The organism is Vibrio sp. EA2 (assembly GCF_033042495.1).
In the GTDB taxonomy this organism is placed as follows: domain Bacteria; phylum Pseudomonadota; class Gammaproteobacteria; order Enterobacterales; family Vibrionaceae; genus Vibrio.
This window is the reverse complement of sequence record NZ_JAWLID010000002.1, coordinates 38,450-52,038: the sequence shown is the minus strand read 5'-3', so window position 1 is coordinate 52,038 and position 13,589 is coordinate 38,450. Positions and strand designations below refer to the sequence as shown.

The following is a 13,589-nucleotide window of genomic DNA, read 5'->3' as shown; positions in this document are numbered from 1 at the left end:
GCTACTGCTGAACGTCGGCGAGCGTGTTATCTAAAGCCAGTTTTGCAAGTGCAACTAATTCGTCTATTTCTGATTTAGTGATAATCAGTGGTGGTGAACAGATCATTGAGTCTCCGACGGCTCTCAATACCACGCCACTGTTAAAACAATGGTCGCGGCAACGAGTCCCCACATCTAACTCTTTATCGAAACGTTGTTTGGTTTGTTTATCTTTAACAAGCTCAATTGCACCGACCAGACCAACGCTACGCGCTTCACCAACCAATGGGTGCTCAGCGAGCTCTGCCCAGCGTTTGGCAAAATATGGACCGGTCTCTTCTCGTACTTGATTCACAACGCTGAGACGTTGCATCTCTTTAATGTTGGCGATGGCCACCGCACAAGAAGCAGGATGACCTGAGTAAGTAAAACCGTGTGCGAATTCCGTATCGGCATCGGTGAGTACTTTGGCGACATGATCACGAACCATCACACCACCTAGCGGCAGGTAACCTGATGTGATCCCTTTCGCCATACACATAAGATCTGGCTTTATGTTGAAGGTCTGACTTGCGAACCATTCGCCAGTGCGGCCAAAGCCACAAATCACTTCATCAACAATCAATAGAATTTCATATTTGTCACAAATACGTTGGATTTCAGGCCAGTAGCTTGACGGTGGAATAATCACGCCACCAGCACCTTGAATAGGCTCTGCAATAAAAGCAGCGACATTGTCCTCACCGAGTTCTAGAATCTTCTCTTCTAGCTGCCTTGCACGCTCTAAACCAAATTCGGTTTCATCAACGCCATTTCCTTCACCAAAATAGTAAGGTTGATCGATATGCACGATGTTAGGCAGAGGAAGGCCACCTTGCGCATGCATCGCAGACATGCCACCGAGACTTGCCCCCGCCATAGTGCTGCCGTGGTAAGCATTTTTTCGGCTGATGATGGTTTGCTTTTGCGGTTTACCTAGGCTACTCCAGTAGTGACGAACCATTCTCACTACCGTGTCATTACACTCAGAACCTGAGCCCGTATAGAACACATGGTTCATGCCTTCTGGCGTGACCTCGGCCAATAAAGTAGAAAGCTCTACCGCTGGTGGGTGTGCGGTTTGGAAAAACAAATTGTAGTACGGCAATTCCTGCATTTGCTTTGTCGCGGCATCAATAAGAGGCTGGCAACTGTAGCCCATATTCACACACCATAAGCCCGCCATACCATCGAGGATCTTGTTATCATCCTCATCATAGATGTAAACCCCTTCCGCGCGGTTAATAATGCGAGACCCTTTGTCATTTAACGCCTTGAAGTTAGTAAAAGGGTGCAAGCAATGTGCACTATCTTGCTCAATCCATTTAGACATAGTTTGATTCCATGGTTTATTAATAGCGTCGTATGAGCACGGCTTGCCCAGCATCATTAAAGACAAATGCTTTCTACTTAAAGGGGTGCTAAGGTAAGCCGCTTTCAATTAGCTATTAAGTTTGACTTATACGTTTAAGAGTAAAAACTCACGCTCCCAAGAGCTGATGACTTGGAAGAAGGTTTTGTATTCTTTTCGCTTGATAGCAACGTAAGCTGAAACAAATCGGTCACCGAGAATTTCTCTCAGCTCATCACTGTTTTCTAACAGCACTAAAGCGTCTTCCAATGTATGAGGAAGTGAGTAAGGCTCGGTCGTCATGTCACCAGTGCTTTGCGGTGTCGGAGTAAGCTTTTCTTTCATCCCCAAATATCCACAAGCCAGTGACAAAGCCATCGCTAAGTATGGGTTCGCATCAGCACCGGCATAACGGTTTTCAATGCGACGGGCATTCTTATCGGACACAGGAACTCGAAGTCCAACCGTGCGGTTATCTTCTCCCCAAGCCACATTGGTTGGCGCTGACTCGCCGAAGACCAATCGACGGTAGGAATTGACGTTTGGTGCAAAAAAGGCAATCGCAGCAGGGGTATATTTTTGCATACCAGCAATATAATTTAGGAACAGCTCGCTGTTGGAACCATCTTCATTGGCAAACAAGTTCTTGCCGTTCACATCGACCAGACTTTGGTGAATATGCATCGCGCTACCTGGCTCATCTTCCATGGGTTTAGCCATAAACGTGGCGTAAACGTCGTGTCGCAGCGCGGCTTCTCGTACTGTTCGTTTAAACACAAAAACTTGATCTGCCAAATCTAACGGTTCACCGTGATCGAAGTTCAACTCCATCTGAGCGGCACCCGATTCATGAACTAATGTATCAACGTCCAGGCCTTGCGCCTCACAGAAGTCATACATATCTTCAAAAATAGGATCGAATTCATTCACAGCATCGATACTGAAGGATTGTCTGGCCGTTTCTGGCCTGCCATTTCGTCCAATCGGCGGCTCAAGCGGGTAATCCCAATCCAGGTTCTTTTTCACCAGGAAGAACTCTAGCTCTGGCGCGACAACCGGACGCCAGCCCTCTCTTTCATAAAACGATAACACGCGACGTAATACCGCTCTTGGCGAGACTTCTACCGGCTCTCCGTCGACGGTAAAACAGTCATGAATTACCTGACCGGTTGGATCTTTTGTCCATGGAACAAGTCTAACCGTGTTTGGATCGGGCTCCAGGTTCATGTCCTTCTCCGTGAGATCAATCATGCTCTCATCGTCTGGCCAATCACCATTCACTGTTTGGAAAAAAATCACTTCGGGAAGATGCATCCCTCCTTCCCGAAGAAACTTTTTAGCGGGCATAATTTTGCCTCGTGCGTTACCGGTGATATCTGGGATAAGGCACTCCACCTCGGTAATACGGTTTTCTTCAATCCATTTCTTGAATGTTTCCATAAATCCTTCTTTGCACTAATTTCGGTCCATGAAATACAGCTTTATGTTTACAGCTCTGCGTCCGCTAAAAACTGGCAGACAGCAAAATAACACTCGTATGTTTTCCTAATCCCAACCACCAAACTGATTGGGTTGAGTTTAAAGCCCCAGTTGTTACTCCATCTAAAAATCGTGGATGTATCAATAAGCTCTATTTAGCATTGTGCTTAATTCACCCAAAAGTCAACCAATCTGTTAAATATTTTATATCAAGACACATCATCGGTAAGGTTAAAGTTACAAAAGTGTTGCAATCCCCTAAACAATGTGTGTATGTTTAAAAAGCAAGTAAAGCTGTCTGCAGGGCATTCCTGAGCCCATATAGAACAAGGGATTATTACGTTTAACGCCAAGGAGGCACTGCGGATATGACTAGTCTTGCCAATCAACCGATTAACATTGACCGACTAAAAACCAAGCAGGAGCAACAAGAAATTGCTCATTTTATCGAACAGAACCCAAACATCACGACGATTGATTTGATTCTGTTCGATATGAACGGCGTGGTCAGGGGAAAGCGGATCAATACCAATCAACTAAGCAAAGTGCTGGAACAAGGTATTTGTTTACCCGCGTCTGTTTTTGCACTTGATATCTGTGGTGAAACCGTCGAAGAGACCGGGTTAGGATTTGAAAAAGGCGATGGCGACCGTGTTTGCCATATTGTGCCAAATTCTTTGCAGGTCGTACCCTGGCAAGAGAATAGCGCCCAAGCCATCGTTACGATGTACGAGCCAGAGACTAACCAGCCTTTCTTTGCAGACCCAAGACACGTCCTAGAGCAACAACTTAAAAAATTTCAAAGCAAAGGATTACACCCCTGTGTCGCGGTTGAGCTAGAGTTTTATTTACAGGATCCTGAGCCCGATGATACCGGCAGTCCCCAACCCCCACTGATGCCAGTTAGCGGCGAGCGAATGACACAGACTCAGGTTTATTCACTCGATGAACTTGACGAATTTAAGACCTTTTTGGATGAAATCGTCAGTGCATGTCAAGCACAAGGCATCCCGGCAGAAAACATCACAGCGGAATATGCACCAGGGCAATTTGAAGTAAACCTGAAACATTCAACCAACATATTGCTCGCCTGCGATCATGCGATGCTTCTAAAGCGTGTCGTTCGCGCGATAGCCAAAAAACATGGATTTCACGCCAACTTCATGGCGAAACCTTATACCGAATATGCAGGTAGTGGTTGTCACATTCACATTAGCTTGCAAAACGAAGATGGCACTAACGTGCTTGGATATAATGATGACTTGCTGCTCAATGCCATTGCAGGTGTCTTGGAACACATGGATGAATGCATGGCGATTTTTGCTCCCAATGCGAACTCCTATCGACGCTTGCAACCGAATATGTTTGTACCAATGCATGCTTCATGGGGATGGGATAATAGAACGGTTGCCGTTCGTGTACCGGCGAGCGGCGCTGAAGACAAACGAATCGAACACCGTTTATCAGGTGCAGATGTTAACCCTTATCTCACTGTTTCTGTTTTATTGGCATCTATCCTAGATGGTATTGAAAACAATCTGACCCCACCAGCGCCAATAGATGGAGACGCCACTCAGCTCGCTCTGCCGACTCTGCCAAGTTCTTGGGACAGCGCTTTGCACGCCTTCGCGACAAGTGAATTTATGCAAACCAGCTTTGGAGAAGAACTTTGCAAAGTCTACCTCGCGAATAAAAAGCACGAGCAGGAAAGGTTTTCGGCTCAAGTATCACCACTTGAATACCAATGGTACCGATAAGTATTAAATCAAGATTAGACGAAAAGGATGTCAAGATGAGTACGAAGCATACCCTCTCTTACTATGCTGCATCAAAAAACCTGGATTTACGCTTTCCCACACTAAAAGGAAGCCATGTGGCCGATGTGTGTGTGGTGGGCTCTGGTATAACCGGAGCGACAGCAGCACTTGAACTTGCCAATAAGGGCTATAGCGTTATTGTTTTGGAAGCAAATCGTGTCGGTTGGGGAGCTTCGGGACGGAGTGGCGGCCAGGCAATTTTTGGCTGGGCTTCAGAGCAACATACACTTGAAAAGCTCGTCGGCGAGTCTGACGCAAGGAAACTTTGGGAGCTCTCTGTCGAGGCACTTGCTCTAACCAAAAATAATATTAAAAAGTACAATATTGACTGTGATTGGCGCGATGGCATGGTTCACTTAGGCATGAAATCGCGTCATGACAAAGAACTTCAAGAGTGGTACGCCAACCTGACTGAGCGATATAACTACGACTCGCTCGAGCTATGGGATAAAGAACAGGTTCGAGAGCATATTGACAGCGACAAATATACTTCCGGCATGTTTGATCATAATAGTGGTCACCTACACCCATTAAACTACACGCTCGGCTTAACCAATGCCGCTCAAGCCGCTGGTGCTCAGTTTTTTGAAGAAAGTGCGGTTATTAAAATTGAGCACGGTGACCCTGCCACTCTATTTACCAAGCATGGCGAAGTGAAAGCGAATCACGTGATTCTGGCGTGTAATGCTTATATGGAAGGGTTAGAAAGCTCACTAGAAAACAAAGTTATGCCTGTGGGCACCTACATCTGTGCCACAGAACCTCTCGATGAAACATTAACCAATAAACTGATGAAAAACCATATCGCCGCGAGTGATATCAATTTTGTACTCGACTATTTCCGCTGCTCCGGCGACAACCGGATGCTATTTGGCGGACGAGTCAGCTACTCTGGCGTTGCGCCATTTAACTTAGAGAAAGCGATGCGCAACCGGATGGTGAGCATATTCCCGCAATTGACTAACGCTAAAATTGATTATGCGTGGGGTGGCAATGTGGCTATCACCATGAACCGCGCGCCTCACTTTGGCCGGCTCAAACCCAATGTCTATTTTGCTCAAGGGTTCTCTGGTCATGGAATTGCGGTAACAGGTCTGGCAGGCACGCTCATGGCTGAGTGCGTTGCTGCAACCGCTGAACGCTTTGCCATTTTTGATAAAGTACCTCATATGTCGTTCCCTGGTGGACGTTTACTCCGCACTCCAGCACTTGTATTAGCCATGTCATACTACCGGGTTCGTGATTTGCTTTAAGTTATGGGTTGTATTTAAAACGGTGAGAGCAAAAAGGGCTGCAATTACAGCCCTTATAGTATATCTGGCTAACTTACTATTGATACGCATGTTCATTACCAGTTAGTTCCATAATATAAAGATACCAATAGACAACTAACATTGAGTGTTGGTTGACCTGTCATAGCAATAAGCCGGACCACCATCAACTTGATAAGTAATCTGCCTAAACGAAAACGAGAGGCTTTCTGTTTGTGGCTCTTTCATATCGCTTGAACTGCCAACATTAAAAGAGCTTATTAGGACATCTTTCAAGGTGATTTTTAATCCATCCCGGGCGAACTCGACGGTATCAAAGTGGCTTCCTGTGACTATATATCTTAAGAGTGCAGCCGATTGAGCATCACTGTAACGGGTGACATTGAGCTCACCAATATTCACTTTTCCCGTACCACCACCTCCAGACCCAGTTGAATAGCTAATGCTCTGACTTGCCGTCCATGACCACGACAACAGCTCTGAAGCACCCACTTCTTCGATTGTCATCACCATGGGTCCATCTACTTTTGCTGAGGCAGCGCTACTCACTCCGATTAAGGCGCTGGCGACTATTACTAATGCTTTATTTTTTATACTCATGAACTGTTCTCCTCGGTCGACGTTCAGATACAGTATAGATAGCGTTCAAGCATAGAGTATTAGGTTTAAAGTCGAGGAAAGAAGGCCGGATGAATTCTTATCTCTTTGAAAAATCGAAAATTAAGGGGCATTGTAACAATCCCCCTTAATTTAACCTCAAGATTTAAATGACTATTTTATAAGAGGCAATTTTAGTGAGCCCCTAGATAACTTCGCCAGCCACCTAGCGCCGTAATGTCCTCGGCACCTTCGATACCAATGGCTTCACAGATAAACCCTGTCACCCAGTTTCCATCACTTAGCTCTACTTTGCCTAACCCTAATGGATGTGGGATTTGACACAGCAAACTACCTAGTGCTGATTTCGGGAACGACCACACTTCGATTTCGATAGCCTGACCATTGTCTTCATCGCGTACCAGTCCCGGACGAGCTGGAGGTCCACCAGCCAGCGCATACATACGGTAAGACTTGGCGGTTTCACCTTTTGCTTTGAGTATCGCCCCCTCTCCCGTTAACTGATGATTCAGTGGTAACCCTTGCATATGGGCACCGCACACCAACAGATCTACACGTTCATCTTCAGGTAAAAATTGCTCAGTAGCCCCAAGCGGAAGACAGGTTTCTTTTTGCCATGCCTGCGCAAGCTTGATCAAACCCGAGTCCGTAAATGCAGGCGCAAAAAACGTAAAGCCAAACGGTAAACCGGACTCACAGAACGATGACGGAATAGCAATGGCTGTATAATCCAATAAATTCATGAAGTTGGTGTAATAACCAAGATTGCTATTCAGCTCAATCGGATTAGATTCCACCTCTTCAATCGTATATGTGCTGCCCGCAGTCGGAGTAATGACAACGTCCACCTCCCCAAGCAACTTGTCACACTGAACTTTGTAATCCTGTAACTGATACATGTATTTAAACGTATCAGCCGCTGTGTAGTTTTTCGCACCACCGACAATGGTTTCAATCACGGGTAAACAGCGGCGGCTGTCTTCGTCAAAAAACGACTGAATGGCTGCGTAACGCTCTGCCACCCAAGGGCCTTGATACAAGAGTTTTGCAGCATCAATAAACGGTTGCAGATTAAACTCAACCAGCTCAGCGCCCATTGCTTTCATTCTTTCCAGCGCCAAAGCAAACTGTTTTTTGTATTGATCGTTGCCAAAAAATGCCAGCTGATCTTCAGCGGGAACCCCCACCTTTAAACCGCGAAATTCACCAGGCAGCGTTTGCTGAACATTTGGACGCGCATAACCATCTTTTTCATCATACACTGTGGCAACATCGACAAGCGTCTCAAGATCACCCGCACTGCGTGCAAAGAAAGTAACGCAGTCCAGTGTACGACAAGCGGGAACGACGCCACTGCAGCTCAATAAGCCCTTGGTTGGTTTCAAGCCCAAGATATTATTGAATGCAGCCGGAACGCGACCTGAGCCAGCGGTATCCGTACCTAACGAGAAAAACACCTGATTTAAAGCCACACTGATGGCACTCCCAGCACTCGACCCACCAGACACATAATCAGGATCGAAGCTGTTTTTGCCCGCTCCCCACGGACTACGAGCCCCAACTAACCCAGTCGCAAACTGATCGAGGTTCGTTTTCCCCAGCGGTACCGCTCCTGCTTTGATCAAAAGTTCTACAACAAACGCAGACTCTGACGGTTGATAAGCATATTCTTTACATCCGGCGGTTGTCGGTAAATCTTGCAGATCAATGTTATCTTTTATCGCAAATGGCACGCCATACAACGGCAGTAATTGACGATCTTTTGTCTCCAAATCAGAAAGGTAGTCATCCAATTGCGACTCTGAAATCAGAGAAATCCAGGTGTTATGCGTATCTTCCTGCGCCAGTTGGTATTTCTGTTTAAGAAAAGTACGTACGTCTATTTCACCGCTGCGGTAGCCGGCAAGTAATTGTTCGATAGTAACTGGAGTATTCATCCCTTTACTCCTTATGCTGCTTGAGTATTGATAATGACGAGTGGCTGACCAGCACTGACCTGTGCCCCTTTATCGGCGCAGACCTGATCAATAATGCCCGACTCTGAAGCGACCACTTCAAGTTCCATTTTCATCGCTTCCAGAACCATAATGACTTGTCCGGCTTTAACTGTATCCCCTGGTTTCACCAGCGCTTGCCAGACATTGCCGGCAACATGGCTTTCTACCAGAGCCTGCCCGTCTTCGAGCACCATTTGTTCCTGCTCTTCTTCTTCCGCTTCTTCAATGACGAAGTTTGCTTGTCCGCTTTCAATCCAACGTTGGCGCTCCGCCTCAAAAGCGGTTTGCTGACGTGTCTTACATGCATCGATTTCCTCAGAGTGTTCATCAATCAGAGACTGATAACTCGCCAGTGAAAATTCCGTCTCTTCGATTTGCAGTGGGTATTGGCCGAGTGGATGCTTACGTCGTATTTCCAGCAGCTCTTCTGCACTAACTTCGTAAAACTTAATCTGGTCAAAGAAGCGTAATAGCCAAGGCTGTTCGAACTCTTTGGTCTGACGATAACGGTTCCACATCTGCAAAGTTCGACCAACAAACTGATAGCCGCCCGGGCCTTCCATACCATAGACACACAGATAAGCGCCGCCGATTCCGACTGCATTCTCAGGCGTCCAGGTTCTCGCTGGGTTATACTTCGTGGTAACCAGACGGTGACGAGGGTCCATTGGCGTTGCCACAGGCGCGCCCAGATAAACATCTCCCAAGCCCATCACTAAGTAACTGGCATCAAAGACAATCTTTTTCACATCCTCGACGGAATCCAGACCGTTAATACGACGAATAAACTCAATATTATCCGGACACCAAGGCGCGTTTTTACGCACCACTTCGTCATATTTGCGAATCGCTAAACGTGTTGCTTCATCGTCCCACGACAACGGGATATGCACGACACGAGCCGGAACCGTCAGCTCATCAATATCGGTCAACTGCATTTCCAGTTGTTCTAGGTATTTGAGTAATTTATGACGAGGTAGCGTCAGGTTATCGTAGTGAATTTGTAGCGATCGAATACCTGGGGTTAACTCTTTAACACCGTCAATATCCATGTCTTCAATCTTCATCATCAGTGCATGGACACGGAAGCGAAGACGAATATCCAGCACTTGCGGACCATATTCGACCAGTAAGAAATCTTCGCCACTCGGACGATAAACCACGTCTTCACCAAAGACTTCTTTAGGCAGTGTTTTTATCACCGGCGACGATAGCTCTGCCGCTTCCAGCTCTGCTTCTTCAATATTCAGAGATGCAATGCCATCAAGTTGAGCGCGTTCTGCCATTTCAGCTTGCTCAATCGTTACCGGGACAAAACGTATTTTATCGCCAGCCTTGAACTGACCTGCTTTCCATAAATCGGCTTTGATGATGGTCGCAGGACAAACGAAACCGCCTAAGCTTGGACCGTCAGGGCCCAGAATCACGGGCATATCACCGGTAAAATCGATCGTGCCTACGGCATACGCATTATCGTGGATATTAGAAGGGTGCAACCCGGCCTCACCACCATCCTGACGTGCCCAGTTTGGTTTCGGACCAATTAGACGAACACCAGTACGGCTTGAGTTGAAATGCACTTTCCATGTCGCAGAGAAGAAGGCTTCGATGTCTTCATCAGTGAAAAAGTCCGGAGCACCGTGTGGACCGTAAATCACACGAACCGTCCATTCTGTACTCAGGGTTGGTAATTGAACCTGTGTTCCTTCAACGGTGGAGTCTGCGGCAGAGCCTGTAACATGCAAGACATCACCAGCAACAATGGCGCGACCAGCATGTCCGCCAAACTGACCTAAAGTAAAGGTGGATTTACTGCCAAGATAATCTGGACATTGGATGCCGCCTTCAAACAATAGGTAACTGCGCGCCCCATCCCCTTTCACAAATCCGGTTTTAAGAATTTGACCCGCTTTTGCTGTCGTCACGACACCATGTTCAATCTCTACACCATCCAAGGTCGCATCAAGATGTGCGCCGGTAAGAACGAAAGATTGTTCAACGTTAAATTTCAGAGTCGGGCCAGAAATGATGATTTCCAGACCTGCGCAAGCTTCATCATTGTTGAGCATCTGGTTACCAAGACGGAAGCTAAGCGAATCCATCGGGCCTGAAGGCGGCACACCAATATGCCAGTAGCCTGAACGGCCAGGGTAATCCTGAATAGTCGTCTGGGTACCACCACTGATCACATCGACTGAAGTAGGCTGATAGACAAAGTCGTTGAGAGAACGGGTTAATACCATTCCGCTTTGCACCAGGTCATCCTGAAGCAGTTGCTGCAAATACGCCTGGTTATGCTCGATACCGTAAATGGCCATCGTCTGCAGCGACTGTGCCATTTTATCTAAAGCATCGGTGCGGAACTCGCCCAACGTAATAATCTTCGCCAACATAGGGTCAAAGAACGGAGAAACCTCGACGCCCGCTTCAATCCAGTGCTCGATTCGTAATCCATCAATCTGCGGCCACTCAACGTGACTCAGTAATCCTGCGCATGGCTGAAAGTTTTTATTGGCATCTTCGGCATACAATCGAACTTGCACTGCGTGTCCCTTTGGCTTACGCTCCGTCAGCAATTCGGCTTGAGTTAAATCGCCAGAACCTAATTTCACCATCCATTCGACAAGATCGACGCCAAACACTTCTTCGGTAACACCGTGTTCAACCTGTAAGCGAGTATTCACCTCCAGGAAGTAAAATTCTTCAGTGGTTTGGTCGACAACAAACTCAACGGTACCGGCATTGCGATAGTTCACTTGTTTTGCCAGGTTAATCGCCGTCTGGTGAAGGGCTTCCCGGGTTTTATCGCTTAAGTTGGGTGCTGGCGTCTCTTCAATCACCTTCTGGTTACGGCGTTGAGAAGAACAGTCTCGTTCACCAAGCGCAACCACCGTTCCCTGCCCGTCACCAAAAATCTGCACTTCAATGTGACGTGCACGTTCAATGAATTTTTCGAGAAAAACGCCGCTGTTACTGAAGTTGTTCTCACTCAGGCGTTTCACTGAGTCGAAAGCCGCAGCCAATGACGACTCATCGTAGCAGCATTGCATACCGATACCACCACCGCCAGCGGTACTTTTCAGCATCACTGGATAACCAATGACTCGGGCTTCATCTAACGCTTGCTGTTTGTCTTTAAGCAGCTCGGTGCCTGGCAAAAGAGGGACACCCGATTTCTCGGCAATGGCACGAGCGGAGTGTTTTAGGCCGAAAACATTCATCTGCTCCGGCGTTGGACCAAGGAATACCAAACCGTGAGTTTCACACAAGCCGACGAAATCTGGGTTCTCACTTAGAAAGCCATAGCCAGGGTGGATCGCTTCAGCACCAGCCTGTTTGGCAATATCGATGATTTTTTTCTGGTTGAGGTAGGTCTCTGCAGCGGCGCCCTGGCCTAATGAGTAGGCTTCATCAGCCTGAGTGACGTGGAGACTTTGTGAATCTGCTTCGCTGTAAATCGCAACACTGGTGATACCTAATTTTTTTAGCGTTCTGATCACACGGGTAGCGATAGCGCCGCGGTTTGCGATAAGTACCTTGTTAAACATAGACGATTCCAATTCTTGTCCGGGTCGTCCCGGCTAAAAACTCAGAGTCAAAGTATGGGGTCGTCCCCGACTCTCTCATGGATGCGCTGAGTTTAATCCCACACCAAGACTTCAACTGGCGTTGGGTTGTAGGCATTACATGGGTTGTTCAATTGAGGGCAGTTTGAGATTAGGACGATCACATCCATTTTGGCTGTGAGTTCGACATACTTGCCCGGCGCACTGATCCCGTCTTCAAAGGTTAATCCCCCTGCCTCGGTGATTGGCACATTCATAAAGAAGTTGATGTTGTGCGTGATATCGCGTTTGCTCATGCCGAACTCTTCGTTTTCAGCAACAGCCAGTAGCCAGCTATCACGGCAAGCGTGCATGCATTTCTTATCAATCGCATAGCGCACAGTATTACTCTCTGTCGCACACGCACCACCTAAGGTGTCGTGACGGCCACAGGTATCAGCGACAATCTCCAACATTTCGTTGCCATGATTTGACAAGATTTTGGTGCCTGCTGTCAGATAAACATTACCTTGTTCACGAATAGTATCGATAGCGCTGTAACGTTCTGCTGGATCATTGGCATTATAAAACAACGTGTCGGCGGCCTGGTTTCCTTCCAAATCGAGGATGCGGAATGTCTGACCCGCTTTAACGACTTTCATGTAATAGTCACCAGCAGGCACGATATCCCGGCGAATTGCCGTTTGAGGTTCTAATTTACTTTCAACAATCATCTTTCATCCTCCTTACTGATGACAGCACGCTGAGTGCATGTGGTAACGGCGGTTGTTTTCAAAACCTCGGCCATTTTCTTCTCTGGACATGACACAAGCGTCATCTTCGCGGACTGGTTCTGCTTCAAACAATGCAATTTCAACCGGTTTAAATGGGTATTCTTCTGCTGGGTTCATTGGGTGAGGACAAGTGGTTAACACCACCAAAGTATCCATTTCAAAACGCAGCTCAATACAATCACCCGCTTTACTGTGGTCTTCTGCATATTGCAGATTGCCATCTTCGTCAGTTTTTACACGGCTGAACAAGTTCAGGTTAGCGGCAAGATCTCGTTGACCCAGACCGTATTTCGCCACTTCTACTAACAGCGCATCATAGCCATTTTGTTTCCACTGGTTTCTGTCTTTCTGATAATCACGTTCGCCCCATTTTTCAGCGACTTTTTGTTTGTTGGCAACACCACAGACGGAATCAATCCAATGGGTATCATCACGGACTATCGAACAGAATACGCGTCCCATATCTGAATAAAGGCAATGCCCGGCAGTCAGCTTAAAAGTATGCTGGCCCTTCAGGGAATCAGGCGCGTTATAGCGCTCCAACAAATTGGTCGGATTGTAGAACAGCATGCTCAGGTTAGCGCCACCTTCCAGGTCTTTCGCTTGTAATACATGTCCTTTTGGAATGACCATTGACCAGTGTGCGGCCCCTGGAATCGTATCGGTAAAAATAGGTGTGTTAGACGACATCATTGTCCT

The 13,589-nt window shown here is 47.0% G+C and carries 9 protein-coding genes; 2 read left to right on the top strand and 7 right to left on the bottom strand.

All coding sequences use genetic code 11. The features are described from left to right. Position 1 precedes the first annotated feature (1 nt). On the bottom strand, positions 2 to 1,351 hold the full coding sequence (locus RXX31_RS04595) for an aspartate aminotransferase family protein (protein WP_317587931.1): 1,350 nt from the start codon (positions 1,349 to 1,351) through the stop codon (positions 2 to 4). Positions 1,352 to 1,477: 126 nt separating this feature from the next. Continuing rightward, complete coding sequence (locus tag RXX31_RS04590) at positions 1,478 to 2,809, bottom strand: glutamine synthetase family protein (protein ID WP_317587930.1); 1,332 nt, start codon at positions 2,807 to 2,809, stop codon at positions 1,478 to 1,480. A 407-nt stretch (positions 2,810 to 3,216) separates the two neighbouring features. Between RXX31_RS04590 and RXX31_RS04585 the strand changes: the two genes are divergently transcribed. Together RXX31_RS04585 and RXX31_RS04580 are read left to right on the top strand one after the other, a co-directional pair. Beyond that, complete coding sequence (locus tag RXX31_RS04585) at positions 3,217 to 4,605, top strand: glutamine synthetase family protein (protein WP_317587929.1); 1,389 nt, start codon at positions 3,217 to 3,219, stop codon at positions 4,603 to 4,605. 35 nt (positions 4,606 to 4,640) lie between these two features. After that, complete coding sequence (locus tag RXX31_RS04580; RefSeq protein WP_317587928.1) at positions 4,641 to 5,918, top strand: FAD-binding oxidoreductase; 1,278 nt, start codon at positions 4,641 to 4,643, stop codon at positions 5,916 to 5,918. 135 nt (positions 5,919 to 6,053) lie between these two features. Here the strand turns inward: RXX31_RS04580 and RXX31_RS04575 are convergent, their stop codons facing one another. From RXX31_RS04575 to RXX31_RS04555, 5 genes are all read right to left on the bottom strand, one after another. Then, complete coding sequence (locus tag RXX31_RS04575) at positions 6,054 to 6,536, bottom strand: type VI secretion system tube protein Hcp (protein ID WP_317587927.1); 483 nt, start codon at positions 6,534 to 6,536, stop codon at positions 6,054 to 6,056. 191 nt (positions 6,537 to 6,727) lie between these two features. Beyond that, complete coding sequence (gene atzF, locus RXX31_RS04570; protein ID WP_317587926.1) at positions 6,728 to 8,491, bottom strand: allophanate hydrolase; 1,764 nt, start codon at positions 8,489 to 8,491, stop codon at positions 6,728 to 6,730. Between the two features lie 11 nt (positions 8,492 to 8,502). After that, positions 8,503 to 12,099, bottom strand: a complete 3,597-nt coding sequence (gene uca / locus RXX31_RS04565; RefSeq protein ID WP_317587925.1) for an urea carboxylase — start codon at positions 12,097 to 12,099, stop codon at positions 8,503 to 8,505. Between the two features lie 92 nt (positions 12,100 to 12,191). Then, positions 12,192 to 12,830: an urea amidolyase associated protein UAAP2 gene (locus RXX31_RS04560; protein WP_317587924.1), complete on the bottom strand. Its 639-nt coding sequence runs from the start codon at positions 12,828 to 12,830 to the stop codon at positions 12,192 to 12,194. A 12-nt stretch (positions 12,831 to 12,842) separates the two neighbouring features. Continuing rightward, positions 12,843 to 13,580 carry an urea amidolyase associated protein UAAP1 gene (locus RXX31_RS04555; RefSeq protein ID WP_317587923.1) on the bottom strand — a complete coding sequence of 246 codons (738 nt, stop codon included), beginning with the start codon at positions 13,578 to 13,580 and terminating at the stop codon, positions 12,843 to 12,845. Positions 13,581 to 13,589: the final 9 nt, after the last annotated feature.